Genomic DNA, 26,547 nt, shown 5'->3' on the forward strand with positions numbered 1-26,547 from the left:
GCTTCCCCTCCTTTCTCCCGTCCTTGCAAGCAACGCTTTTTATCTTTTTCCTTCCAAAAGGCGGTACAGCAGTTCCATTTCGTCCCCGTGCGTTCCATCCGGTCCGGGATCCGTCTCCAATACGATCGGCAACCCCTCGAATTCCGGATTCGAAATCAGTTCCGCCAAGCGATCCGCGCCGATGCGGCCCTCCCCGATCCGGGCATGGCGGTCTTTTCCCGAGCCGGATGGGTATTTCGAATCGTTCATGTGGACGGCGGCGAGGTTTTGCCAGTATCCAAGCTCCCTTCCCCGTTCCATCCATCTGTCCGTTTCCTCCGGAATCCACGTTCCCGATGCAAACGCATGGCAGGTATCCAAACAAAACGCGATTTTCTCCGGCTCTTCGGCCAGGCTCCTCACGTAAACCAGCTCTTCCAGCGTAATTCCCATCGCCCCGGGCTGTCCCGCCTGGTTTTCAAGCAAAATTTTGGTCTTGCCCTGCCATCCGCCAAGCGTTTCATTTAAACATTGTATTATATTTTTGTAGCCCTGTAACGGGTCGATGCTTTTCAAATGGCCGAAATGGACGACGATCCCGACGGAGCCGCAGGCTTCGGCAATGATCAGATCGTTTTGCAGCGAAGCGACCGTAGCTTCATATAGCTCGCGGCCCCGGGTCTCGCCGATGGCGATGTTGACCGGGTACGGCGTATGGGCGATGCTCGGCATTCCCTTTTCCCGGCAAAAACGAAAGCAATCCGTCGCAGCGGATGCATCAAGTTCCTTGATGGAAAGACTGCGCGGATTTTTCGGAAAATATTGAAACGATTTGGCCCCCATGTCCCAGGCCCGCCTGGCGGCTCTCCCAAAACCGCCGCGGGTGCTGACATGGCAGCCGATCATTCGATTAGCGGTCATGCTGGCAGGACGGGCAGAAAAAGGCTTTTCTCCCCGTCAATTCGATTCGGTTCACGACCCCGCCGCAGCGCACGCAGCTTTCCCCTTCGCGGTCGTACACTTTGCACATCTCGTCATAACCTCCGGTCAACGTATCGCCGGCCATGAAGGGCGACTCCATGTAACCCCCATGTTCCAGCGCTTCGGGCAACACTTTGACGGCGGCGTCATACAAACGTCCGATCGACTCCTCGGATAAATCCTGCAGTTTGGCCGAAGGCAACAGCCCCGCCTCAAACGCGATTTCATCCGCATAGCAGTTGCCGATGCCCGCAATGGCATGCTGATTGACGAGCAGGCTTTTCAACGAGCCGCGCCGGCCTTTGATCAGTTCCGTAAAACGCTCCTTGTTCATCCGGCGGTCCAACAGCTCCGGCCCCAGCGGTTTGAGCGTTTCTTCGGTTTCCTTCGCGGACAGCAAGTGAAGATATCCGAGGCGAAGCCCGATAAAATAAAGCGTATTCGCCCCGAAAGAAATCTCCACTTGGGTATTCCGGTCCGGGCGGTCTTCCTCCGTCCCGTAATACAGCATGCCGCCCAGCATCAGATGCAGCAGCAAACGCCGCCCGTTGTTCATATGGAACACAAGGAATTTGCCCCTTCGTTCCACGAAAATGACGCGCAGTCCCGTTACCTCTCCGATAAATTGTTCGGCCGGGACGTTCAGCGATTTTTCCCGATGAATTACCACTCGGGTAATCGGCAGGTTGATAATATGTTCCGAAAGCAGTCTTCGGTAATTCTCCATCTCCGGCAGTTCCGGCATTCGTTCATCGATCCTTTCGTTTGCAGCATAGATGACATGATTATTTCAAAAATTCAGTAAACTTCCGTTTCATCCGGACAAATCCGTTGCATTAATTCATAAAGGTCTTTGCAAACCACATCCGGACGGACGCCGGCTCCCTCGATCAGAGCCTCCATGTTTTCCTCCGTCGTCAGTCCCGTCAAAACCAAAATCGTTTCGCATCCGGCAGCAGCCCCGGCGGCAATGTCGGTACGCAAATTATCGCCCACCACCGTCGCATCCGCAGGAGAGATCCCGAGCCTGTCCGTTGCAAAGCTCATCAGATGCCCCGCCGGTTTGCCAATGACGATCGGCTCCGTTCCGGATGCGGCCTGTATCGACGCGGATAGCGAACCTGCTCCGGGCACCAGGCCATGGTCCGACGGGAGCAGCAGATCGGGGTTGGTCAGGACGTACTTTGCCCCGCCGCGAATCCACTGCACGGCTTTGGCCAAACTTTCGTATGTAAAAGAACGGTCGATTCCTTGCACCACATATTGCGGATTCTCGTCTACGATATGTAATCCGGCATCGGACAACGCCTGGCGGAGTCCTTCTTCTCCTAGCATAGCCACGGAAGCTCCCGGAGATTCTCCGGCGATGTATTCGGCCGCGGCAAGCGACGAAGTGCACACTTCTTCCGGCTTTGCTTCGATTCCCATCTCATTCAAATGCTTCGCTACGCCTTCCGCCGTACGGGACGAGTTGTTCGTCACGAACATATAAGGGATTCGGCGTTGTTTTAACGACCGGATGAGTTCATCCGCGCCGGGAATCCGATGGTTGCCGTGGTAAAGCGTTCCGTCTAGATCTATCAACAGACCTTTGGTCTTTTTGTTTTGGGGCATGTCAGCTTCCTCTTTTCTTGTGTAAACCTGGGTAATCGAAGATGGCATTTCTTCGCTTCGACAGTTCTATTTTAAAAAAATTGGAGGAATGCCGCAACTTATCAGGACCGCAGCCTCCCACGCCGCGACGCATTAGACATTTTTTCTATGAGGTTCGCCAAAGAACGGCTCTTGGGCCGCCTCTTCGATGGCTGGTGCTGGTGCCTTATGTCATTTCCTGCGCTTTCCCGGAAAATAATCCATTTCCCCGGGCAATTCCAAAAAGAAAAGAGCTCCGTACGGAGCCTTTCTGGAAACCGGAAATCGCGTCCTTGCTTCATTCATGCCTGTGCACGGGGAACAACATCAGCTCTTCGGCAAGCAGCGTTTTGGGAAATACCGACTGCGCTTCTTCGAGCAGCGGCTTTAAATGTTCCATGTCCTTATACCGCGAGCTGAAGTGGGTCAAAATCAGTTCTTTGGCCCCGGCGGCGGCCGCAGCCTCGGCTGCCTGAACGGACGTGCTGTGATGGTAATTGTGCGCCGATTCCTTCAGATCGTCCATGAACGTCGCTTCGTGCACGAGCAAATCCGCATCGCGGGCGAGCTTCAAAACGTTTCCGCAAGGACGGGTATCGCCCAAAATCGTGACGACCCGCCCTTTTTTCGGAGCTCCCAGCACTTCTCCGGGATGCAGCGTCGTTCCATTTCCCAGGTCGATGCTCTCCCCTCTTTTCAACCGCCCGTATGCCGGACCGGGTTTTAACCCGTATTCGGCAAGCCGCTGCAAATCGAGGCTCCCCGGTTTGTCTTTTTCCGCGATGCGGTATCCGTAACTGTCGATCCGGTGATCGAGCAGCAGCGATTCGACGACGATGTCCTCGTCTTCGTAGACCGTTCCCCCGGTATGTTCAACGACCTCAAGCTCATATTCGATCCGGGATTGGCTGAGCGTCAGGCTGATGTCGATATACTGTTTGATGCCCGGCGGGCCGTACACGTGCAGTTTCGTCGTGCCGCCTTGATAAGCCCGGCTGGACAGCAATCCCGGAAGGCCGAAAATATGGTCACCATGCAAATGCGTGATGAAAATTTTCTCCAATTTGCTGAGCTTTAACGAAGATCGCAGGATCTGATGCTGCGTCGCCTCCCCGCAATCGAACAGCCAAAACGAGCGGCGCTCCTCGAACATGCGCAAAGCCATCGACGTTACGTTCCGCTGCAGCGAGGGCACTCCCGCATTGGTCCCCAAAAATTCAAGTTCCATAACAAGCAACCTTCTTTCTGTAATGTCAGCAAAAAAGCGGCCGCCCTTGACAAGCAAACGGCCGCTTCAGCGAAACAAGCTTGCAAATCTTGGCATGGCGGCAAAAAAAACCTCCCGAAAAGGAGGATTTTTTCGCTCGCATCATCCGTTAGGATGAGTATATCATTTTGCCTTGTCGACATTAAAGTAACGCGCTTCCGGATGCGCAAACACCATCGCCGATACCGACGCCTCCGGCTCCATCATGAACCCTTCCGTCAGATGCACGCCGATATCTTCCGGCTTCATCAGCTTGAACAGCGGCCCCTGATCCTCGAGATCCGGGCAGGCGGGATAACCGAACGAAACGCGGATGCCTTGGTAACGCGCCCCGTGGCGCTGCTTCATCGTCATATCCGCCGGGTCCGAGAATCCCCAAGAGTCGCGCATGATGTGGTGCACGCGTTCGGCAAGCGCTTCGGCCGTTTCGAGCGCCACCGACTGCAGGACATGGGAGCGCAGATAGTCTCCTTTGTCCTTCCATTCGGACGACAGCTTCGATATGCCTTGGCCGGCCGTGACCACCAAAAATCCGACGTAGTCCATCTGCCCGCTGTCTTGGGATTTCAGGAAATCCGCAAGGCAAAGGAACGGCGGCACGTTTTGGCGCGGAAAAGTGAACGTATGCAGCACTTTGGACATGTCTTCGGGATCATAAATGACGATATCGTTGCCCCGGGATTGCGCAGGGAAAAAGCGGTACATCGCATGCGCCTGAATGATCCCCTCGGAGGCCGCCTCTTCCAGCAGGCTGTCGACGGTCGCTTTCAATTCCACGGCCTTTTCGTTGCCTTCGGCCAAAAGCTGTTCCACCTGGCCGCGAAGCCCCAAATGATGTCCCAAAAGCATCTGCATGTTCATGTACGGCACGATATGGGTAATCGGATAATTCCGGATGATATGACGCTCCAAATCCGGCGGGATAAACACCGGAACATCTGTCGATACGCTGGACTTTGCCGCTCGCGTAATCTCCGGCAAAACCTGCGGCTTCTCCGTTTCGGCCTTGAGCGCTTCCAGCTCGGCCTCCATTTCCGCCCGCATCGCTTCGCGCTGTACCGGATCCATCAGCTTGTTGGCCAGATCGAGCCCGTCCATCGCGTCCTTGGCATACACGACAAGCCCGTTGTATTCCGGACGGATCCGCGTTTTCGTGAATTTTCGCGTCAACGCGGCACCGCCGACCATAATCGGAACGTCTACGCCCGCATTTCTCAAGTCTTGCGCGGTAACGACCATTTGCTGCGCCGACTTGACCAGCAGGCCGGACAAACCGATCAAATCGGCCTTTTCCCTGCGGTAAGCCTCGATAATGGTTTCCGGTGCTACTTTTATGCCCAGATTGACGATCTCGTAACCGTTATTGGAAAGGATGATTTCCACCAGGTTTTTCCCGATGTCATGCACGTCGCCTTTGACGGTGGCGAGCAGCATTTTGCCTTTGACCGAGGTTTCGTTTTTTTCCATGAATTGTTCCAGGTACGACACGGACGCTTTCATGACTTCCGCGCTTTGCAGCACTTCCGCGACGATCAGTTCATTGTTGTTGAACAGCCTTCCGACTTCCGCCATGCCGTCCATCAAAGGTCCGTTGATGATTTCCAGCGCCCCGTATTTTTGCAATGCCGCATCCAGATCCGGGATCAGCCCTTCCTTGGAGCCTTCCACCACGTAAGAAGCAAGCCTCTCTTCCAACGTCAGGTTGGACAGTTTTTCTTTTTTCTCGACCTTTTTGTTCCGGAATGCGGCGACAAACGCGGCAAGCGTCTCGTCGTTCGTGTCGTAAATCAACGCCTCCGCCAGCTTGCGTTCCTCCTCCGGAATCGAAGCGTAGCGCTCCAGCTTTTCGGTATTGACGATCGCGTAATCAAGTCCCGCCTTCGTGCACTCGTACAGGAATACCGAATTCAGCACCTCGCGCCCCGCTTCGGGCAGGCCGAAGGATACGTTGCTGATGCCGAGGATGGTATGGCATTCCGGCATGGCTTGTTTGATCAAACGGATGCCTTCGATCGTTTCCCTGGCGGACCCGATATATTGCTCGTCCCCCGTGCCGACCGGGAAAACAAGCGTATCGAAAATGATGTCCTCCGGGGCAAGCTTGTATTTATTCACGAGAAGATCATAGGATCTTTGGGCGACTTTAAGCTTGTCGTCGCGATGTATCGCTTGTCCGCTTTCGTCAATGGTGCCGACGACGACGGCCGCGCCGTATTTATGGATCAGCGGCGTCACCTTTTCGAATTTTTCTTCACCATCTTCAAGGTTAATGGAGTTAATGATCGATTTGCCCTGCGAATATTTCAAGGCAAGGTCGATGACCTCGGCATCGGTCGTATCGATCATCAGCGGCACTTTGACCTTCTTGACGACCAGCTCCAGGAAATGTTTCATGTCGATCGCTTCGTCGCGGTCCGGGTCCTGCACGCATACGTCGATGACATGCGCCCCGTTTTTCACTTGCGCACGGGCGATTTCCGACGCTTCTTCGAACTTGCCCTCGACGATCAGCCGCTTGAATTTGCGCGAGCCGAGCACGTTGGTTCTTTCCCCTACCATATAAGGGCGGTTATCCTGTTCGATGTAGACCGGTTCGATGCCGGAAATCGCGGGGGCATGGGTCCCCGCAAGCGGCCGCGGCTCGTATTTGCCCATCGCTTCGGACATGGCGCGGATATGCTCCGGCGTCGTGCCGCAGCATCCGCCGGCGATGTTTAACCAGCCGTTTTTCGCGAAGTCTTCCATTTTGCGCGCCAAGGAATCCGGGGATTCATGATAGTTCCCGTTTTCGTCCGGCAGCCCGGCGTTCGGGTAGCAGCTGATCGCCGTTTTGGCCATGGAGGACAAAGAGCGGATATGATCCCGCATAAATTCCGGGCCCGTGGCACAGTTAAGCCCGACGGATATCGGATTCAAATGTTCAAGCGAAATATAAAAGGCTTCGATGTTCTGCCCCGCCAGCGTCGTGCCCATCGGTTCGATCGTGCCTGAAATCATCACCGGCAGCGTCGTGCCGCTGCTTTCAAACGCTTGGCGGATGCCGATGCTTCCGGCTTTCACGTTCAGCGTATCCTGGCTCGTTTCAAGAAGCAGCGCGTCAACGCGGCCCTCGATTAAAGCCAGCGCCTGCTCTTTGTAGCTGGCGACCAGCTCGTCGAACGTCACGCCGCCCGTAACCGACAATGTTTTAGTCGTCGGTCCCATGGCTCCGACCACGTATCTGGGCTTGTCCGGCGTGCTGAATTTATCCGCCGCCTGGCGGGCGATTTCCGCGGCCTTTAGATTGATTTCGCTTGCTTTCTCCGGTATATCGTATTCCGCCAGCACAACGGACGTTGCGCCGAAGGTATTGGTTTCGATTAAATCGGCCCCTGCTTCCAGATATTTTTCATGGATCTCTTCGATGACGTCCGGACGCGTCAGCACGAGCATCTCGTTACAGCCTTCGAGTTCTTCTCCTCCAAAATCCTGGGGACCGAGCTGGACCTGCTGGATCATCGTGCCCATGGCACCGTCGAGTATTAATATTCGGTCTTTCATGATTTCCTGCAAGCTAGGTCTGTTCATGTATTTTCCCCCTCGCGAAACGTTAAATCTTAGTTTAGCAGAATACCTATCTTTAGAAAAGTGCCAAAACGGCGGTCCGGCGACGGCTGGAACGGAAGAAACGCATCGACAAAAAATGGCGGCTTCGTTATAATATAAATTAAACCAAGTGGAAAAGAGGGGAAAGGCAATGGCTGAAATCGTAATTCGTAATACGAATGAAAGAATCACGGGTGACGATAATGTTCGTGAATTCTTAAACAAACAAAACGTATTGTTCGAGAAATGGGACGCTTCCAAGCTGCCCGCCGAGCTTCGTAATAATTTTCAATTAACCGACGAGCAAAAAAACGAAATTTTGAAGGTGTACGACGAAGAAATCCGCGATTTGGCGGCACGCCGCGGCTACCAAATCTGGGACGTGATCACGCTGTCGGACGCGACGCCGAACCTGGAGGATCTGCTCAACAAATTCGAAGAGGTACATACCCATACGGAGGATGAAATCCGCGCCATCGTCGGCGGCAAAGGGATCTTCGTCATCAAAGGCAGCGACGATATCGGATATTTTAACGTGGAACTCGAGGCCGGCGACGTCATTTCCGTTCCTGAAAACACCAACCATTTCTTTACGCTGATGGATGACCGCCAAATCATCGCCGTACGTCTCTTCATCGAAAAAAACGGCTGGGTCGCTTACCCCGTCGAAGATCCGAGTTTCCTAAAAGCCTAAACGGAGATTGGAAGTCAGGCCTTCCTCCCGTTCATGACATACATGCAACGAACCCCGCTCCTTGTTGTCCAAGGGACGGGGTTCGTTTTTGCTTTCTTATTCCGTTACTCGCTTACGGTCAAACTTTTGGTCGGCATCGTATGCTGCGGTCCGTAGGTTACATGAGAGGTGATTTTATAGGTTCCCGCGCCGTCGAACGTTTTTTCGAGCACGTATTTTCCGTCCCCCGCGTTTTCGGCAGGCACTTTCTCGTGCACGCTGCTGTCGCCGTCTTTTATGATTTCGATTTCGACTTCATCCGCTTTATCCACTTTTTGATCTTTCTGCGTAACCAACACTTCAATCGAAACCTTTTCACCGACTTTTGCCTGCTCCGGATTCAAAGTTAAATCGACCTTTAACGGTTCCATCATGCCTTCATCCATGTTCATGCCGTCATGTCCGCCGCTGCCGCCGCAGCCTGCCAAAGCAAAAACGACAAGAAAGATGATGCCTATGAAAACAAATTTCTTTTTCAAATTCCTGCCACTCCCTTACGTCAATCTGCAGATATGTAGGCTTTTTGAACGCACTTCATTTATTATACATGCTTTTCAGGCTTCCAAAACGGCGGGTTGATCACAAATTGATGACAATATTAGCAATGCGCTGGGGTAATCCCGCAATAAGATCATGAAAAAAGCCTGCGCATGCGGCAAAACCGCAAACGGCAGACTTTAATTAACAAATGGCATATCATGCTTGGCCGGTTAAACTCGCTGCTTCATAGACTCCAAAATACCGTGCAGCTCGGACAAATGCTTGATTTCATAATGCGGCTGGATGTTCGAATGATACGGCTTGCCGTTGCGGTTGATCCAAACCGTCGTTAACCCGGCGGCCAGTCCGCCTTTAATGTCCGTCGAAAGTTTGTCGCCTACCATGACGGCTTCATCCGGGGTTACGCCCAGGCGGGAGAGCGCATGCTCAAAAATGGTGGGATCCGGCTTCCCTTTGCCGAAATTGCCCGAAATGACGACTTGATCGAAATAAGGGACCAGCTCCGGTACGCCATCCAGTTTTTCCTGCTGCAATCCCGGGCAGCCGTTCGTCAGCAACAGAAGCTTATAGTTCCCTTTCAGCTCTTGCAGCACTTGGAACGTTTCTTCATAGACATGGGGGCGGGAGCGTCTTTCCATCCCGAATTGTCGGGCAAGTTCTTCGGCCAGCTGCGCGTCTTCCACACCCAGCTCGGCGAGGCCGCGGCGCCATGCTTCCTTCCGGTATTCAGGGACGATTTCGGCCATCCGTTGAAACTCGGGCTGCTTTCCTACGGTAAATTCCCCCCATAATGCTTCAAACGGGTTAATGCCGATCATGGCGGTAAAAGCATACGTGTCGTACGACTCGTACAATGCCCGCGCCTCTTTGCGGACAGCCGCTTCGAGCGCCTCCGCGTCGACGCCGGTTTTGGCGGCGGCCGTTTCGCAGGTCGCTTGGAAGGATTCCTTCACGCTGCGCTCATCCCACAACAACGTATCGTCCAAATCAAAAAAAACGGCGGTAACTCCCATCTTCCCATCCCTCTCCCAACGTTAATCTGTTCTATTGTTTTTCAAACGGAATATTAAAAGAGGCGGCAAAACGCTCGAGACGTTCGGCCATGGCTTCGGTATCGTAGCGGTTGATCAAACGGGTAAACACCCAATTGCCGCCCTTTATTTCCTTGCCCTTTTTCCCCTTCGTTCCTTTCATTTCGATCACGATCGAACCGGATCCGGCTTTGATTTTGGCGATTTGGTCCGCCGTCAAACGCCGGTCGCGATTGAACTTGATCGTGGAAAGCGTGTTTTTGTCCACTTTAAGAAACGGACGGCGCAAAAAAATCATGATCGCCAGCAATACGTACAATCCGACCACGATCCAATTCAAGGAGGTGTTCATCGCCGCCTGCTGGCTCGACATGCCGAGCAAAAGGTAAATGACGGCAAGCGCTACCAGCGTGATGGGAAGAACGAAATTCCGCCCTTTGAAGACGTCGGCCGTGGCGGAACCGTTCGAGGAATACAGCGAAGGTTTCCCCTGTTTTTTACGCTGCTTGTTTAATTGAGCCGAGTTTTTCTGAACCATTCTTTCCCAAGATCGGGACATCGTGTTTCCCCCTTAACCATGATGTTCTGTATTTTTATTTGCGCTTTCCGTCATTGCGGTCTTCTACCCATTCGATCGAATCCAACTGGGCCCTGAAGTTCCGACGGACGTTTTGAAGATATCTCTCGCGCAATTTCGCACGTTCTTCGGTTTCTTCCTTGGTCAGGCCAGTCTCCTTGTCTTTTCGCGCAAGCTCGTTAATGCGCTGAACTAAGCTGTCGATATCCATACATGACTCCTCCAATAATCAATTCATACCTAACTTTGCCATGAGAAAAAGAGCTTGTCAAGGCGTGAACCTTACCAAGCTCTTAGGCGTAAAAACGAAGTCTAATATATAGGAAGAGAAAGGACATCTCCGGCTTGAATGCCGCTGGATTTCAGATGGTTCGTCTTCTTAATGATCTGAATGTATGCGCGGGTATCCATGTCCTTCGGTTTATGATCCCGGGCGATTTGCCATAGCGTGTCCCCTTGGGATACAACGATTTGTTCCATTTGCACCTCGTCTTGAGGGGAACCGGCAAATACGCGTACCATGCCCGTACACCCTGCCGTCATAATTATGACGATCAGCAGAAGCTTCACCATCAGGCGCCGCGTGAACATGGCCTGGAAAGCGTGAAGCTGTTCTTTTAGTTTCCCGCCGTTGCGGTCTCCCCCGGAAATTTCATGATTATATATGCTTTGATATGTACTGTATTTTAACATGTTAACCGTTCCTCCAAACATTTGTTCTTGTATGAGAACAATATAACACGAACACATGTTTTGTTCAATAGTTTTTTCGAACAATTGTTCTCCATGAAGGAAAAATCATGTTCCCGTTTTAGAACTTGTGTTTGTACGAACGGCAGTTCTATGTTATACTTTTACCAAACGTTACTAATGGGGTTGATGGGGAATGTCGAAGATATCTAGCCGGCAGCAAGCGATATTGGAATTTATAAGAAACGAAGTCCGGGCCAAAGGTTATCCTCCTTCCGTCCGCGAGATCGGCGAAGCCGTCGGACTGGCTTCCAGCTCGACGGTGCACGGCCATCTGGACAGACTGGAGAAAAAGGGATTGATCCGCAGGGACCCAACGAAACCTCGCGCCATTGAAATTTTGGGCCAGGAAGAATCCGAAAGCAGCAACCTGTTCACGCAAACGATCGCGCGGGTTCCCGTGGTAGGTAAGGTTACGGCCGGCGTACCGATTACCGCTACGGAAAATATCGAGGATTATTTCCCTCTGCCCCAGCATTTTGTCGGGGACGAGAAAGTCTTTATGCTATCGGTCGTAGGGGACAGCATGATCGAGGCGGGCATTCACAACGGCGACTACGTCATCGTCCGCCAGCAGCAGACCGCGGATAACGGAGATATCGTCGTTGCCATGACGGACGAGGACGAAGCTACCGTTAAAACGTTCTATAAAGAAAAGGATCATATCCGTCTTCAGCCGGAGAATCCGTCTTACGAGCCGCTGCGCTTGAATCACGTGACCATTCTCGGCAAGGTCGTCGGTTTGTTCCGCGACATTCATTGATCCGTTTTGGCCTCGCCAATGGACAAGCCCTTGTTCTTCCAGGAGAACAAGGGCTTTCTATTTGGGTTAGCCGAATTTCTCCTGCTGCCACATCGTTGTGATATATCCGAGGAGGCTCTCCGCTTGATGCACCCCCGGATCCATGTTCATCATGCATACCGCCCCTATGCCTTTCTCGGGATAAACGGTCATCATGCATTGGAAACCGCTGCCCCACCCGAGCGAGCTGATCTCCAGCTTCCCGCCCTGGCATTCCATGAATACGCCCAGCCCGGCCCACTTAAAACCGTTCTGCGGTGCAAACATTTCCTTTGCGGTCTTTGGGGAAATCCCCAACATCCCCTTCCCTTGCAGCGATGCCATCAACTCGGCGGCCAACATCGCGAGGTCCGTCGGCGTCGTCCAAAGCCCGGCAGCCGCAGCGTACGGATAAATCGGATAGGGACTGGCCAACCGGTCGCCATGTCGGTTATGTCCGGCGGCCGATCCCGCCCGAATGTCGGATTCGTCCATGACGAAACGGCTGTTTTTCATCCCCAGCGGTTCAAATATCTTTTTCTGCATCAGCTTTTCGAACGGCTCCCCCGCCGCATCTTCGATCAGCAGCTGCATGACGCAAAATCCCGTATCCGAATAGATGAACCCGCTTCCCGGTTCGGCGACCAGTAAAGCAGGCCCCTGCCTATAAACCGTTAATCCTGTTAACAATTCCGCCATGGACGGAGCTTTGCGGTTCTTAGCCAACGTCGGAAAGCTTCCATCGGGATCCGAAAAGCCGGCTTGGTGGCCAAGAAGCTTGCGCAGCGTGACGCGGCCGGAACGGAATTGCGGATGCTCCGGAATCTTCCATGATATCAGGCGCCGGTTCGCTTCTTCATCCAATTGAAGGACGCATTCCTCTACCAGAACAAGCGCTAAAACGCTTGCCGCAAATTTGCTGATGGAACATGCGTTAAACATCGTATCCATCCGGACCGGTTCCGTCTCCCCCGCCGCAAGCTTTCCCCAGGTCTCCCGATGGCTGATCAAACCATCCTCAATGAATGCGATGCTTAACCCGGGAATTCCCTCCCTATCCATCCGTTCGCTGACGCTCATTGGATCCACTGTTTTCCTTCCCCCGTCCCCAAGCAAAGTAACAATACATCAATTATAGAACATTTGTTCCCTTTTGGCAATAAGCAACCTAGCGAGCATCTCCTAACACCGCTCAAATCCGGACTTTCCTAGGCAAGAAACGAAAAAAAACGTGCCAGTCGAACTGGCACGGCCCAAGGCGGATATAGAGTCGCATCCTTCTTCCCTTCTACGGACAAGCTCGGTTCAGCCCGTCCTTCTCCCATCCCCGCTGCCGGTATTCCGTCGGCGTCATGTTCGTCCGCTTGCGGAAAACCTGCGTGAAATGTTTGACGTCCTGGTAACCGACCTTTTCGGCGATGTCGATCAGCTTCAGCTGCGTATGCTTCAGCAGTTCCATCGCTTTTTCCATCCGCAGCGATATGACGTATTCCTTGAACCCGCTTCCGGTTTTTTGCTTGAACACTTGGCTGAAGTATGCCGGGTTCAAAAAGACGACGGAGGCGACCTTTTCCAGCGTCACGTCGGTATTGTAGTTCGCCCGGATATACTGGAGGGCTACTTCGACCGCCCGGTTTCCGCCCGGGGCGTAATATTCGAATTCGAGCGTTCCGGACTTCCTCCCCATCCCCCGGATCGCTGCCGGGATGCTGTTAAAGTCGCGGATCTCTTCGGACAGCCCGACTTGGAACGGCACCTTGACGTATTTTTTCAGATGCAGCCGCAGCTCGTCGCTCAAGCGCTTTGCCCCGTCCGGCGAATCCGGCGTCACAAGGCCCAGCAGGCTTTTGCCGTCGAGGCTGGTGACGAACCCTTTTCCGTGGCGTTCGATCAGCTCGGTCAGCACGTTTTCGACGATAAAATGCTCGAGATGTACAGTGTCGTCGCTTTCCATTTTGACCAGCACCAAATAAAAGCGGGGGTACCGCTCCACGAACGGGGCGATGTCCAAGTTCCCGATGTCGAGTCCCGTCGCCCAGCGCTGGAATACCGCTTCACGCAAAAACTTCAGGTTGCTCCGAAGCAGCCGGGTTTCCTGCTCCAGCTCGGCGTCCCGCTCCACTTCCTCTCCGAGCCGCCCGATCATCGAAATCAGCGCCTCCTTGCCGATCGGCTTCAGCATATAATCCTTGGCCCCGAGCCTAACCGCTTCTTTGGCGTAAGCAAATTCGGAATAAGCGGAGATGATCACCCATTTCACGTGCGGATAATTGCTCCGGGACACCTGCATCAATTCGAGCCCGGTCATGCCTGGCATCAAAATATCCGTCAGCACCACGTCGATCTGGCCGCCCCGGAGTATTTGCGCCGCTTCGTCCGGATTCTCCGCCAATTGCACGCGGTGGCCGGGAAACGCTTTGCGGATCGTCCGCTTGATCCCCTCCCGGATCACGCTCTCATCATCCACCACCAATATGTTCATCTTCGTCCTCCCCTTCGGCCGGAATCGGTATGGCAACGGTCACCGTCGTTCCTTGCAGCGGCTTGCTTTCGATGCTCAAACCGTATGGTCCGCCGAACATCATCACCAGGCGGTCGTGTACGTTCCGCAGCCCGATGCCGCGTCTTCTTCCGGGCGAATCCGCGTCCGGCGGCCGCTGATGTTTGGCGTGCATCGTCTCTTTTACGCGTTCCAGCGTTCCGGCATCCATGCCCATTCCGTTGTCCTCGATTTTGATCAGCAGCTTGTTCCCTTCCTTTTCCGTGCGCACGTTCAGCACGCCCATGCCTTCCTTCGGCTCCAAACCGTATTTGACCGCGTTTTCGATGATCGGCTGAATCGTCATTTTCGGAAGCGGCGCGTCCAGCCAGGCAGCGTTTGCGTCAATGTTCGTTTGCAGCCTTCCGCCGAGCCGCGTTTCGATGATCGTCAAGTAATGGCCGATTTGCTCTAATTCGCGCCCCAGCGTGGTTCGCGCCGCTTCTTCCCAATTGCTGCTGTACCTGAACATTTGCGAAAGCGACAGAACCACCCTGCTCAGCCGTTCGTTTTCCTGCTCGTCCAGCATCCAATAAATCATGTCGAGCGTGTTGTAGAGGAAATGCGGATTCACCTGCGCCTGCAGCGCTTGCAGCTGCGCGTTTTTTTCGCTGACGGTCGAAATTTTGATCGTTTCGATCAGCTCGTCCATCCGGTGCACCATCCGGTTGAACGACGAGACCAGGCTGTTGATTTCGTCGAAGGAATCCACGTTGACCGAACCGCTGAAATTCCCCATCTCGACCTTTTTCATCTCCCGGATCAAAAGCTTGAGCGGAGACGCGATATTGCGGGAGACGATCGAAGCCAGCACCGTCGATAAAATGATCAGCGCCAGCACGACAACCACCAAAACTTTCGTCGTCCGATAAACTTCCGCCTGGATGTCCCGTTTCGGCGTCAGACCGTAAATCGTCCACCCGGCCATCGTCGTGTTGGCGGCGACGATCAGCTCCTTGGACGTGCCGTCGACGAAGATATTATCTTCCGGCGACGGCTGCGGCAGCCGGTCCAATTCCGGACGTTTGGCCCCTTTTCGTTCGGAGGAGGCGATGATTTTTTTCGCTTCGTCCAAAATGTAAACCTGCGTTCCGGGACTGATGCTCACGTTAGACAGCGCTTCCATCATCGGAGACGGGTTCGTTTCGATCATCAATATTCCGATCTCTTTATGGTTATCCAAATCGTACAGCTTGCGCCCGAACACGAACGCCTGCTTTTCCGCCTGCAACGTGTTGATCGGCGAACCGGGGCATAACCCGAGCCAGACCATGTTGCCCGAGGATGCTTCGAGCTTTTTATACCATTCGGTTTGGGCGTAGTTGTTGTCGATGACCCCGGCAAACTGCCTTTCGTAGCTGTACACCTTGCCGTCGGGCGATAATATGTGGATGCCCAGCACATCGTCCCGCGAATAGTAGGCCGCCCCGATAATGTTCGTGATGGTGCGTTCGTTGATGATTTCCGCCGCCGGATCGTCCGGCTTTTCCTGCAGCAGGCGGGTAAGCTCGTAGTTGCTGTTCAGCGATTTGGACAAGCTGTTATAGCCCTGCAGCATCAAGTTGAACAGCCCCGCGGTCTGGGAGATGTTTTTTTCGGCGATGTCGCCCACCTTGGCGTGAATGATCGATAACGTTCGATTGTAATACAGCATGCTCATCAATATCAGGATTCCCGTCATGCATCCCATAAAAAGCAGGAACAAGCGGCTGCGTATGGATCGGAAGCGTCTCACGTACCTCGGCTTCCCCCTTTCAAAGCATCGGGCTTTTCGTGTCCATTTTAGCATATGCGCCGCTTGTTCCGCCCGATTTTTTGGCCCATTAGCCCTTGACGGCGCCTGCCACCATGCCTTCGGTGATTTTATCGGATAACAAGAAATAGATCAGGATGACCGGCAGCGCGCCGAGCACGAGAAAAGCCCCGATCGCGCCGTAATTGACCGAATATTGGCTGACGAAGCTGTTCACGCCGAACGGCAGCGTTTTGAGCTTTTCCGACGAAATGAACGTAGCCGCCAAAATGTATTCATTCCAAATGTTGATGAACGTCAAAATGCAAACCGTCATGACGGGCGGAACGGACACCGGCAATATGATGCTGCGGAAAATGCGCCAGATGCTGGCCCCGTCGATCACGGCCGACTCTTCGATTTCATGCGGAATGGTTTTCATGAACCCGCTCAAAATAAACACCGCGATCGGCATCGAAAACGCGACATAAGGCAGGATCAGCGACAAATGCGTGTTCAGCACGTGCATGTTTTTGAAAATGATCATGAGCGGCAGCAGCGTGGCCTGCATCGGGATCATCATCCCGATCAGGAACAGCAGCATGACCCCTTGCCCGTATCGCCAGCGGAATCGGCTGATCGCATACGCGCACAGGGAGCTCAGCAAAATGACCGCGGCCATCGTCACCGACGTGACGAATAAGCTGTTCAGCAAATAACGGAAATAATTCCCCTCGAGCGCCGCGCTATAGTTGCTCCATTGCGGAGCGTGCGGCAGGGCGAAAAAGCTGCCCGACAAAATTTCTTCGTTCGTTTTCAGCGAATACAGCACAAGCCATAGCAGCGGATATACCTGCGTGACCACCAATATGGACAAAAACAGGATGACGATCGTTTTCGCAACGGAAAACCGTCCGCGGCGGGCAGCGGCCGCCGGCTTGTTCAACGTAACGGCAGAGCTCGTATTCATGGCGTTTTCCTCCTTTACGAAAAGCGTTTCTCCAGCTTGTTGAATATCAGATTGATCAGGAAGGTGGCCGCAAGGCAAAGCACGACCAAACATGCCGCAATCGAGCTGCCGTACCCGTATTTCATGGACAGGAAGGACATGTTGTACATATGGGTCGAAATGACGTCGGTTGCGTGCGCGGGTCCGCCGCCCGTCATCACCATCACCATGTCAAAAGCCTGCAGCGAGCCGATAAACGCCAGCACGATCGAGATTTTGAAGATCGGAATGATGTTCGGAAACGTGATGTAGCGGTCGGCGGCAAATCCATCGGCGCCATCGATCCGCGCCGCCTCATAGATTTCTTCGGGAACGTTTAATATTCCCGTATACTGGATCAGCGTGTGGTAACCCAAGTACTGCCAGAGCGCCACGAAATACAGCGAATACATCGCAACCGACGGATCGGTAAGCCATTCATGCGTCCATGATCCCAGGCCGACCACTTCCAGCACCTGGTTCAGCATGCCCCCCATCGACGCGGGATTGTAAATCGTTTTCCACAGCTGACCGACGACGACGACCGACAGAATGACGGGCAAAAAGTAACTCGACACGAGAAAATTCGGTCTGCGGATATACCGTTTGAGCAAAATGGCCACAAGCAGCGCAATCGGGATTTCCGCCATCGAAAACACGGCAAACAGCAGCGTTCTCCGCACGGAAGGCCAAAATACCGGATCATGGAAAAACAGGTTTTTGAAATTTTCGAACCCGATGAACCTGGACTCACCGATGCCGTTCCATTCCAGCAGACCGCTGTACATGGAGACGAGGATCGGCACGAATACGATTCCTGCGTATAAGATCAAGCAAGGCAGCACAAACGCGGCGATCGTCCAGCGGGAGACTTTGAGCACGTTCATGGGAACCCCTCCTTTTTCTGTCTGGTCTAGTGAAGCAGAAGGGAACGGCATGCCGCCTTTCGCACGCGTTCCCTCCATTACGTCAAGCTTATTTGTTGTTGGCTTCGAATGCCGATTGATGTTCCTTCGCGACTTCGGCCGAATCCTTTTTCTGCACGAACAGGTTTTGGATGCTGGCAAGATGAGCTTGCGCCGTTCCCGGGTTCATCGTGTTGTCGAACGCCAGATCCCCGCCCTTCACGTCTTTGAACAGATTCAGCACCTCCATCGCCATGTCGGAGTATCCGGCCGCCTTGAAATCGCCGTCCACTTTTTGTCCGATTCCCACTGCGCCTTTGGCTTCGAACGCTTCTTTCGGGAAGTTCAGCATAAACCAGTTCAGGAACGCCTTCGTTTCATCCAAATGTTTACTGTCCGCGGAGATCGCAAACGCGCTGCCCGGCGCCAGCATGAACTCGTCCGGATTGCCTTTGCCGTTGATCGTCGGGAACTTGAACACGCCGACTTTTCCGTTGACGGAAGACGTTTCGATGCCTCCCGTCGCCCACGTGCCCATAAAGTACATGGCCGCTTTGCCGGTCTTGAACAGGTTTTCGCCTGCGTTGTAGTCGAAAGACGTGACGCCTTCCTGGAAGGCTCCGGCCTGGATGAGGTTTTGGAACGCGTCGACCGCTTCCTTGAATGCCGGATCTTCGAACGTTTTCTTTTTATCGAGCACGTCTTTCAGGAAGCCCGGGCCGTTGTTGGTCCGAAGCAGCATGTTCATGAACAGGAACGATCCCGTCCAGGTGTCTTTTTCGCCGATCGCCATCGGTTGGATGCCCTTGGATTTCAGCGTTTTGACGACATCGACCATTTCTTCGAACGTCGTCGGCACCTGGACGCCGCCTTTTTCGAAAAGCTCCTTGTTGTAGTACACCACGCCGATGTTGTTGCCGTCCGGCACGGCATAGGTGTGGCCGTCGAAGCTGTACCAATCGAGAAGCCCGTCCTGGAACGTGCCCCGCAGTCCGTTTTGGTCCAGCATGTCGTCCAGCGGCGCGAGCAGCTTCGCTTCCACGAACGGCTGCATTTGCGCGGCCGGGTTGACCACGGTAATGTCCGGCACCTCTTTGGACGCCGCTTGCGTTTTCAGCTTCAGCTTTTGCTGATCGGTGTTCAGGGAATCGAGCTCGATTTTGATGTTCGGATGCTCCGATTCGTATTGCTTCACCAGCTTGTTCATCAATTTGTTTTTCGGATCGGTCGGATCCGGATAAATGTTTTGGAATGTGATCGTGACGTTTTTCTCTTTCACCGTGCCGGCCTTGTCGCCGCCGGTTCCCGCTCCCGACGAAGCGCTTCCTTCATCGGCTTTGCCGCCGCATGCCGTTAAACTGAAAGCTAACGCGCCTGCCATCGCCAAGCTTAGCCATTTCGACATTTTTGCCATCGCTTATTCCCCTTTTTGTTTGATATGAACCCATTATGCAGGGAAACGGCAAAGATCGGGAGGTGAGAAATTCAGGTTTTAGGTTTGTTTTCTATAGATATCGCTCCAAAAAAAGAAAATCCCCCCAAGCCGGGAGGACTCGCTCAGTGTTATATGCAGCCGCAGGTTAGACCGACACGAATTGCAGAACGCCAAGCAAAATCAATAAAATAAATACGCCGTAAATGATGTACAACACGATCCGCAGCCCTTTCGACCCCTTCCGCGCTTCGCGGAGCTGATCCTCAAGTTCGGCTACCCGTTCTTCCAACGCCAGCAACCGTTCGTCTTGACCCTTCATGTCCGTTGCTCCTTCCCCATATCTAAGATCTCGAATATGTTTCTACCAGATTACATAATATGGGTGATTTTGTAAATCGAAACGACATGGATGTTGAGGCCGATTCGCATCCGCCAACAAAATAAAAAGCACGCATCAGATCCACCTGTGCGCGCTTCCCTGTTGGTTATTTTTCTTCGAGTTCGTCCGGGACGTCGTATTTATTGAGATGCGAGGTCATGGCCGCGACGGCATCGTCGACGTTCGTTGTGGCAGGCTCGCGTCCGACGACGTCGTCGGTTTGGTCGTGAAAATTCAAACGGTCCGCTTCGGCCTCTTTATATTTATTGCTTTTCAGCATAAGCGCTCCCCTCCCTTCTGCATCCTGTGATATGGATCGACCTCCCCAGTAAGGGCAGGATTCGTTTTTTACTATGCGCTAAGGTTCCTCTCCTTATGTGCGCAGACCGACAATGATGCCCAGAGCCCCCCCGGTTATCCGCCACGGGTGCCGCAATTGCAAAGCAAAAAAGGCCTTGCCCCCTAATCCATTAGGCGGCAAGGCCGAGCGTAGACGTCATATTAAGCATATTATGTGTTTGGGCCAAGCGCGTTCTTTTGCAGCTTCGGTATAAGCGCATATCCGAACGTAATGAGAGGGCTTACCCACAGCAAGACGGCGTACGGAACGTATTCTGGCACCGGAACCCCGAGCGCAGCCGCAAAAAAAGCGCCGCTGACGCCCCAGGGAACAAGCGGATTCACGAGCGTGCCGCAATCTTCGAGGGTTCGGGACAGCGTTTTTGCGGGCAGTTTTCTGCGGTTATATTCGTCCTTGAACATTTGACCCGGCAAAAGAATGGACAAATATTGCTCGCCCGTCATGGCGTTTACCGCGATCGAGGACGCGCCCGTCATCAAAACGATGCTGCTGCCGCGTTTTAAAGGCTGAACGGCCTTTTTGAAAAAAGCTTCGATGACGCCGCAATGCTGCAGCAATCCGCCCAGCGACAGCGCGATCAGGATCAGCGAGACGGACCACATCATCGACTGCAAACCTCCCCGGTTTACGATCGATGCGACCGTTTCGTTGGCGCTGGCCGTTTGATAGCCGCTTTGCATAACCTGAAACCATACGTCGATTGCCGTCTCGCGTTGAACGACAGCCGTCACCAGCAGACCGGTCGCGATGCCGACGATCAGCGTAGGGAGAATCGGCATCCGTTTGATCGAGCAGGCAATGACGGCAATCGGCGACAGTAACGTAAGCCAATGAATGCGAAACCCATCCTGCAGCGCAAACTTGATTTGCTCGATGGACGATAAATCGACCGTGCCGGCGCTTGGCGCGAACAAGAAAAATATCGTCGTGACGATGAGCGCCGGCACCGTCGTGTAGAGCATGTTGCGGATGTGCGTAAAGATGGGAATGCCGGCCACGGCCGGGGCAAAATTCGTCGTATCGGATAGCGGCGACATTTTATCCCCGAAGCAAGCCCCGCAGATGACCGCTCCCGCGGCCAACGCCGGGGAAACTCCCGTCGTCGCGGCAATCCCCATAAAGGCGACGCCGACGGTGCTGACGGTCGTAAACGAGCTTCCGGTAAACATCGACACGACGATGGTGACGTATAACGCGCTCACCGCAAATAAATGCGGTTTGATATAATCCATGCCGTAATATAAGATCGTCGGCACCGTCCCGCTCATCATCCATACGGCGATCAAAATGCCGATCAGCGAAAGGATGAGAATCGGCATAATGGCCGTTTGAATGCCTTGAAGGATGGAAGCTTCAAGCTTCTTCCAAGGAATGCCGAACAGTCGCAGCAAAGCTGAGGTCCCGACCGTTGCGGCGAGCAGCGGAAGATGCGGCTCCGCTTTGAGCAGAAAAATCGAGATGAACAATAGCGCAAGAATAAATGCAATAATCAAAATGCTTTTCGAAAAAGTGAGCTGTCGGTCCATGAAGATGATACTCCTTGTACATAATTGTCGCAGACAGGGAAATTGCATGACGTCTCCGTCCGCTTTGTTTGATCCGTAAACAAGTCCTTCTTTGCTTTTATGCTTTTTGGCTTTTTTGCATTGAAGCACAGGGGAACAATATATACCAAAACCACGGCCGAGTCAATGTTATGAACATGCATTGCAGGATTTTTCAGCCAAAAAAATCAGAAAGAAGCGTAACAAAATACGGTTTCATTGCGTTTTAAACGATGTATGGCATTTTGAAGGAGAGGTACGCTGCATGAACGGGTCTTGGAAAAACCGGATGATCGTCATGGGGATTGGCCTGATCTGCTGCATCCCGCTGGGATTATTATACTTATGGTATAAGTTCGTCAGCATGCCGCTGATGCCTTGACCCCCTTCATTAAGGGAACGCGAAAAAGCTCCTGCCGGCATGCCGGCAAGAGCTTTGAAAATACGAAATTAGTAAATGAAAGCTTTGGTGATGATAACGAGCAAAATAAAGAGAACCAGAATCGCACCGATGCTGCCATACCCGCCATGGCCGTAACCGCCTACGCCTCCAACGACTTCACTCATGTGTTCACCCTCCTTTTCAGAAGCATACTTTATCTTATGATTATGCTTTTGGAAGGGAAGGGCAAATAGGAAACTCCTTGCGAAAATAGATATGAGTTTACTCTCCTGGGATACTGCCGGTGTATGCAAAAATACGGAGGGATAAGCGCGGCTTTAAGATCAAATCCCATGAATGCTCGGCTGGTTGCGCCATATTTATGACCGATCGTTTTCTTAAAGCCTACTGTCTTCCGTGAGGCGTTCGTCCATATTCCGGGCGATCCAATCGTCCATTTCGCTCACGTCCATCGGCTTTCCATAATAGTATCCCTGCATCACATTGCATCCGGAGGACCGAAGAAAGTCGATTTGTTCCACGGTTTCCACTCCCTCGGCGACAAGGTCCAGCTGCAGGTTGAGAGCCATCTCGATGATCGCGCCCACGATGGCCCTTTTGGCGGGCGAATCGCTTTCCCTGATAAAAAGCTGATCGATTTTGATCGTGTCAATCGGAATTTGATCCAACGTCCCGAGCGACGAATACCCCGACCCGAAGTCGTCCATCGAAATTCGAACGCCGAGGCTGCGAAGCTCGCTGAGCTGCCTGATCATGTCCTTCACATCGTACAGCATCATGGATTCGGTAATTTCAAGCTCGATAACATGCGGAGATAAATTCACGGACTCCAGTAATGTACGGGTCATTTCAATCAACTGCCGGCTTTCGAATAAACGAACGGATACGTTGATCGATACGGGGAGCAGCGGCACGCCTTTTTCCATCCATTGTTGAAGCAGCTTGCCCACTTCGGAGAACACCCATCGGGTCATGGGAATGATCAATCCCGTTTCCTCGGCAATCGGAATAAATTCGCTGGGGGCAACATCGCCGAATTTCGGATGCGGCCAGCGCATCAGCGATTCGAAACCGACCGCTTTTTCCGTTAACGCATTCCACTTCGGCTGATAAACGATATAAAATTCCTTACGTTCCAAGGCGCCCCGCATGTCTTTTTCCAATTCGAGACGGCGAAGCAGCATTTGATCCATTTCATCGTCAAACACGCAAAACCGGTTTTTTCCTGCCTTTTTGGCATTGTACATTGCCGTATCGGATGCCTTAAGGAGCGACTCGCGGTCCGTTCCGTGCTTCGGCGCCAGACTGATCCCAACGCTGGCCGTGATGTAAAGCTCATTCCCTTTGAGGTCAAACGGCTTGGTGATCGCCTCCAAAATGTCTCCGGCAAGCTGTTCAGCCTGATCTTGGCTGCATCGTTCAGCCGCAATCAAAAACTCATCCCCGCCAAGGCGGAATACTTTCCGACCTTCGCCCGTTAACCCGCTTAACCTTCTTCCGACCTCTTGTACAAGCATATCGCCGATATCATGACCCAGCGTATCGTTAATCGTTTTGAAGCGGTCCAAATCGATAAAAATCACCGCCGTTTCGCGCGAGCCGTCGACGCCGTCTTTAAGAAAACGATTGAGATCATGCCGGTTGGGAAGTCCGTTTAGCGGGTCGCTATAAGCCATTTTCTCCAAAACATGCCGATCGAAAAACATCGCTCCCCACGAAACCATAAGCATAAAAAAGGTTGCCAAGGTGACGCCGGACAATAAAACGAGGTTGACTTCCCCGTTATCGGTCGCAATCAGGGCACTGGCATCCCCGCACCAAAAATCGGCAGCCCCCATCCCGGTAAAATGCATCCCGCATATGGCGATTGGATATGTACATTGAGGTGGAACGCGAGCATGCCGACAAAATGCATGGCCCATACACCGCACCCCATGACGCATGAACCTGCGATCAACCACCATTTTTGCGTCAATCCCTGGGACCCGGATATTTTCGACGCAAGGTTCAGCGCCGAATAGGACGCAAAAACGGCAATGATAAATGAAAGGATGACGACCCAGTGGTTATACGTTTCCTGTAGCAGAAAGATGGAAAGCTCACTCCTTGTTGTCAACAAGCTCTTCGAGTCGTATGACACCGTTTTGTCTACATTCTTCTACATTTTATCACAATCTTTGACGGCCTGAATATGTATTTCAGATCCAGTCCTATTCACCCTCCCGCTTCTCCTATATGGAAACCGCAAAAAAAATGCCCCTTTGGCGTACGATCCGTTAAACCCCGAGGTTCTCCGGACGTTCGTTCCAAAGCGAGCATTTTTTAATCAGACTGCTGGCCGGACTTATTGATTTATGGTGTCATATCGAACCGGTAGAACATTAAAAAACGGCATGCGGAGCAGTCCCCACCCGCCAGTGGTCCCCGACCTTTTCGAATTTTACCGTTATATATTCGGGCCCCTGCAGGTGTTCCGGGTAAGGGACGCACAACTTGTACACCCGTTGCGTCGGCGTCATGGACAGCATTTTGGCGGTCGCCTTGCCAAATTCAAGTATATTCCCCGTATCGGCATTCAGCTGTGCCAGACGTCCGCCATGGCTGATGAAATATTTGTCGACAAAGTAAGCCGCCGCTTTTTCCGTGTAGGCTTGCTTCAGGTAATCCATCAGCTTTGCGCGGGTTCCGATGTCATCGGACAAATAGCGGTATTGTTGGCCGTTGATTTCGAAAACATCGGTCGAACCCTTGCCGCCGCCCATGGCGTAAAAATATCTTTTCTCTGCCTCAACGATCAGTGGCGGCACGCTTGTGCTGTTGAGCTTGGTGATGGCTGTCGGATCGGTAACAACCACCTTTTCCGCCTTTTGTGCTTGCCCTTGCGTTTGTTGGTTTCCTGCTCCCGCTGCAGCGGCACCCATGGACATCGACATGCTTAAGCCCAGGACTGCCGCAGTCAGCGTAAAAGTTAATCTTTTATTTCGTTTCATATGTATCGCCTCCACCATCTATACGAAGCAAGCGGACAATATGTTTCAGCTTTGCGCGGACGGATCTTTTTTCAGCAAAATCCAAAACCCCTCACGCCGGACGGCGCAAGGGATTTTGGAATTAATAAAGCGTCATGTATTGATCGCGTTCCCATTGATGAACTTGCGTGCGGTACATATCCCATTCGATTTCTTTCAGCTCGTAGAAGTGGGACATGGCATGATCGCCCAGCGCTTCGACGATGACTTCGTCGCGAACGAGTTCGTTCAGCGCTTCTTTCAGGTCAGCCGGCAGGCTTGGGATGCCTTCTTCGATGCGCTCTTCTTCGGACATCACATAGATATTGCGGTCGATCGGCGCAGGAAGCGGCATTTCTTTGCTGATGCCGTCCAAACCGGCGCGAAGCATGACGGCAAGCGCCAGATAAGGATTCGCCGCAGGGTCCGGGTTGCGGACTTCGACGCGCGTGCTGAGACCGCGGGAAGCCGGGATCCGGATCATCGGGCTGCGGTTGCTGCCGGACCATGCTACGTAACATGGAGCTTCGTAACCCGGAACCAGACGTTTGTAGGAGTTTACGGTCGGGTTGGTGATCGCCGCAAACGCGCGCGCGTGCTTCAGGATGCCGGCCATGTAGTAACGGGCTTCCTTGCTCAGGCCCAGCTCGTCGGACTCGTCGTAAAACGCGTTGACGTCGCCTTTGAAGAGCGATTGGTGGCAGTGCATGCCGGAGCCGTTCACGCCAAACAGCGGTTTAGGCATAAACGTCGCATGCAAGCCGTGCTGGCGGGCGATCGTTTTTACGACCAGCTTAAACGTTTGGATCTGATCCGCTGCCTTAATGGCATTTTCATATTTAAAGTCGATTTCATGCTGTCCCGGGGCCACTTCGTGGTGGGAAGCTTCGATTTCAAAGCCCATTTCCTCGAGCGTAAGCACGATTTCGCGGCGGCAGTTTTCGCCCAAGTCAGTCGGAGCCAGGTCGAAATAACCGCCTTGGTCGTTCAGCTCCATCGTCGGGTTGCCTTTCTCATCGGTTTTGAACAGGAAAAATTCAGGTTCAGGACCGACGTTCATAGAGGTATAGCCCATTTTTTCGGCTTCCTTCAGGTTGCGCTTCAAAATGCCGCGCGGATCTCCGGCAAACGGCGTGCCGTCCGGCATGTAAACGTCGCAGATCAGACGCGCGACGCGATCTTCGGTAACCCAAGGGAAAATCACCCATGTGTCCAGGTCCGGGTACAGGTACATGTCGGATTCCTCGATACGAACATAACCTTCGATGGAAGAACCGTCGAACATCATTTTATTGTCAAGGGCTTTTTTCAATTGGCTGACGGGAATTTCCACGTTTTTGACCGTACCGAGCAAGTCGGTGAATTGAAGGCGGATGAAACGGACGTTTTCTTCCTCGGCGATGCGAAGAATATCTTCTTTTGTGTAGCTCACAAGA

Annotated in this window: 26 protein-coding genes; 2 read left to right on the top strand and 24 right to left on the bottom strand. The window is 53.0% G+C overall.

Annotated elements, in window-relative coordinates; all coding sequences use genetic code 11:
- Window positions 1-39: 39 nt before the first annotated feature.
- The 5 genes from NYE48_RS15800 to metH form a co-directional block, all read right to left on the bottom strand.
- Window positions 40-900 (bottom strand): deoxyribonuclease IV, encoded by an 861-nt coding sequence (locus NYE48_RS15800; RefSeq protein ID WP_212948484.1) that lies wholly within the window; start codon window positions 898-900, stop codon window positions 40-42.
- On the bottom strand, window positions 890-1,705 hold the full coding sequence (locus tag NYE48_RS15805; protein ID WP_340999353.1) for an Fpg/Nei family DNA glycosylase: 816 nt from the start codon (window positions 1,703-1,705) through the stop codon (window positions 890-892). Before NYE48_RS15805 ends, NYE48_RS15800 begins: the two co-directional genes overlap by 11 nt.
- A gap of 53 nt (window positions 1,706-1,758) precedes the next feature.
- Entirely contained in the window at window positions 1,759-2,574 is an 816-nt protein-coding gene (locus NYE48_RS15810) for a TIGR01457 family HAD-type hydrolase (RefSeq protein WP_340999355.1), read from the bottom strand.
- Window positions 2,575-2,890: 316 nt separating this feature from the next.
- Window positions 2,891-3,820 (bottom strand): ribonuclease Z, encoded by a 930-nt coding sequence (gene rnz, locus NYE48_RS15815; protein ID WP_340999356.1) that lies wholly within the window; start codon window positions 3,818-3,820, stop codon window positions 2,891-2,893.
- Window positions 3,821-3,982: 162 nt separating this feature from the next.
- A complete protein-coding gene (metH, locus tag NYE48_RS15820) occupies window positions 3,983-7,426 on the bottom strand; it encodes a methionine synthase (RefSeq protein ID WP_340999357.1) in 3,444 nt (1,147 codons plus the stop codon).
- Window positions 7,427-7,595: 169 nt separating this feature from the next.
- On the opposite strand from metH, the gene NYE48_RS15825 reads away from it, so the two are divergent.
- Window positions 7,596-8,138: a 1,2-dihydroxy-3-keto-5-methylthiopentene dioxygenase gene (locus NYE48_RS15825; RefSeq protein ID WP_340999358.1), complete on the top strand. Its 543-nt coding sequence runs from the start codon at window positions 7,596-7,598 to the stop codon at window positions 8,136-8,138.
- 104 nt (window positions 8,139-8,242) lie between these two features.
- On the opposite strand, the gene NYE48_RS15830 is transcribed toward NYE48_RS15825, so the two are convergent.
- The 5 genes from NYE48_RS15830 to yneA all read right to left on the bottom strand — a co-directional run bounded on the left by NYE48_RS15830 (window position 8,243) and on the right by yneA (window position 10,979).
- Window positions 8,243-8,656 (bottom strand): FixH family protein, encoded by a 414-nt coding sequence (locus NYE48_RS15830; protein ID WP_340999359.1) that lies wholly within the window; start codon window positions 8,654-8,656, stop codon window positions 8,243-8,245.
- A gap of 231 nt (window positions 8,657-8,887) precedes the next feature.
- Complete coding sequence (locus NYE48_RS15835; protein WP_340999360.1) at window positions 8,888-9,691, bottom strand: HAD family hydrolase; 804 nt, start codon at window positions 9,689-9,691, stop codon at window positions 8,888-8,890.
- A gap of 31 nt (window positions 9,692-9,722) precedes the next feature.
- The gene (locus NYE48_RS15840) at window positions 9,723-10,268 is read right to left on the bottom strand and encodes a hypothetical protein (RefSeq protein WP_036711913.1); all 546 of its coding nucleotides are present in this window, start codon (window positions 10,266-10,268) and stop codon (window positions 9,723-9,725) included.
- A 34-nt stretch (window positions 10,269-10,302) separates the two neighbouring features.
- A complete protein-coding gene (locus tag NYE48_RS15845) occupies window positions 10,303-10,497 on the bottom strand; it encodes a DUF896 domain-containing protein (protein WP_036711911.1) in 195 nt (64 codons plus the stop codon).
- A 101-nt stretch (window positions 10,498-10,598) separates the two neighbouring features.
- The gene (yneA, locus tag NYE48_RS15850; protein WP_036711909.1) at window positions 10,599-10,979 is read right to left on the bottom strand and encodes a cell division suppressor protein YneA; all 381 of its coding nucleotides are present in this window, start codon (window positions 10,977-10,979) and stop codon (window positions 10,599-10,601) included.
- Window positions 10,980-11,172: 193 nt separating this feature from the next.
- Here yneA and lexA point away from each other — a divergent pair, with 193 nt between their 5' ends.
- Window positions 11,173-11,799, top strand: a complete 627-nt coding sequence (gene lexA / locus NYE48_RS15855; RefSeq protein WP_212948478.1) for a transcriptional repressor LexA — start codon at window positions 11,173-11,175, stop codon at window positions 11,797-11,799.
- Between the two features lie 66 nt (window positions 11,800-11,865).
- Here lexA and NYE48_RS15860 read toward each other — a convergent pair whose 3' ends face one another.
- The 14 genes from NYE48_RS15860 to glnA all read right to left on the bottom strand — a co-directional run bounded on the left by NYE48_RS15860 (window position 11,866) and on the right by glnA (window position 26,543).
- Window positions 11,866-12,897, bottom strand: coding sequence for a serine hydrolase domain-containing protein (locus NYE48_RS15860; protein WP_341000675.1), 1,032 nt, complete (start codon window positions 12,895-12,897; stop codon window positions 11,866-11,868).
- A 208-nt stretch (window positions 12,898-13,105) separates the two neighbouring features.
- Window positions 13,106-14,299: a response regulator transcription factor gene (locus tag NYE48_RS15865; protein ID WP_212948475.1), complete on the bottom strand. Its 1,194-nt coding sequence runs from the start codon at window positions 14,297-14,299 to the stop codon at window positions 13,106-13,108.
- Window positions 14,277-16,091 carry a cache domain-containing sensor histidine kinase gene (locus tag NYE48_RS15870; protein ID WP_340999361.1) on the bottom strand — a complete coding sequence of 605 codons (1,815 nt, stop codon included), beginning with the start codon at window positions 16,089-16,091 and terminating at the stop codon, window positions 14,277-14,279. The genes NYE48_RS15865 and NYE48_RS15870 overlap by 23 nt, the downstream gene beginning before the upstream one ends.
- A gap of 88 nt (window positions 16,092-16,179) precedes the next feature.
- Window positions 16,180-17,058, bottom strand: a complete 879-nt coding sequence (locus tag NYE48_RS15875; RefSeq protein ID WP_212948471.1) for a carbohydrate ABC transporter permease — start codon at window positions 17,056-17,058, stop codon at window positions 16,180-16,182.
- Window positions 17,059-17,072: 14 nt separating this feature from the next.
- The gene (locus tag NYE48_RS15880) at window positions 17,073-17,963 is read right to left on the bottom strand and encodes a carbohydrate ABC transporter permease (RefSeq protein ID WP_340999362.1); all 891 of its coding nucleotides are present in this window, start codon (window positions 17,961-17,963) and stop codon (window positions 17,073-17,075) included.
- Between the two features lie 88 nt (window positions 17,964-18,051).
- Entirely contained in the window at window positions 18,052-19,395 is a 1,344-nt protein-coding gene (locus NYE48_RS15885) for an extracellular solute-binding protein (RefSeq protein WP_212948467.1), read from the bottom strand.
- Between the two features lie 166 nt (window positions 19,396-19,561).
- On the bottom strand, window positions 19,562-19,735 hold the full coding sequence (locus tag NYE48_RS15890; RefSeq protein WP_340999363.1) for a hypothetical protein: 174 nt from the start codon (window positions 19,733-19,735) through the stop codon (window positions 19,562-19,564).
- 166 nt (window positions 19,736-19,901) lie between these two features.
- Window positions 19,902-20,075, bottom strand: coding sequence for a hypothetical protein (locus NYE48_RS15895; protein WP_340999364.1), 174 nt, complete (start codon window positions 20,073-20,075; stop codon window positions 19,902-19,904).
- A gap of 230 nt (window positions 20,076-20,305) precedes the next feature.
- Entirely contained in the window at window positions 20,306-21,682 is a 1,377-nt protein-coding gene (gene nhaC, locus NYE48_RS15900) for a Na+/H+ antiporter NhaC (protein ID WP_340999365.1), read from the bottom strand.
- A 468-nt stretch (window positions 21,683-22,150) separates the two neighbouring features.
- On the bottom strand, window positions 22,151-22,267 hold the full coding sequence (locus NYE48_RS15905) for a hypothetical protein (protein ID WP_036708264.1): 117 nt from the start codon (window positions 22,265-22,267) through the stop codon (window positions 22,151-22,153).
- Window positions 22,268-22,480: 213 nt separating this feature from the next.
- The gene (locus NYE48_RS15910; protein WP_340999367.1) at window positions 22,481-23,941 is read right to left on the bottom strand and encodes a putative bifunctional diguanylate cyclase/phosphodiesterase; all 1,461 of its coding nucleotides are present in this window, start codon (window positions 23,939-23,941) and stop codon (window positions 22,481-22,483) included.
- Window positions 23,899-24,039, bottom strand: coding sequence for an MHYT domain-containing protein (locus NYE48_RS15915; protein WP_341000676.1), 141 nt, complete (start codon window positions 24,037-24,039; stop codon window positions 23,899-23,901). Before NYE48_RS15915 ends, NYE48_RS15910 begins: the two co-directional genes overlap by 43 nt.
- A 445-nt stretch (window positions 24,040-24,484) precedes the next feature.
- Window positions 24,485-25,093 (bottom strand): DL-endopeptidase inhibitor IseA family protein, encoded by a 609-nt coding sequence (locus NYE48_RS15920; RefSeq protein WP_340999368.1) that lies wholly within the window; start codon window positions 25,091-25,093, stop codon window positions 24,485-24,487.
- Window positions 25,094-25,214: 121 nt separating this feature from the next.
- A complete protein-coding gene (gene glnA / locus NYE48_RS15925; protein ID WP_212948461.1) occupies window positions 25,215-26,543 on the bottom strand; it encodes a type I glutamate--ammonia ligase in 1,329 nt (442 codons plus the stop codon).
- Window positions 26,544-26,547 lie beyond the last annotated feature (4 nt).

The organism is Paenibacillus sp. FSL M7-1455, from assembly GCF_038004655.1.
Taxonomy (GTDB): Bacteria; Bacillota; Bacilli; order Paenibacillales; family Paenibacillaceae; genus Paenibacillus_AQ; species Paenibacillus_AQ cookii.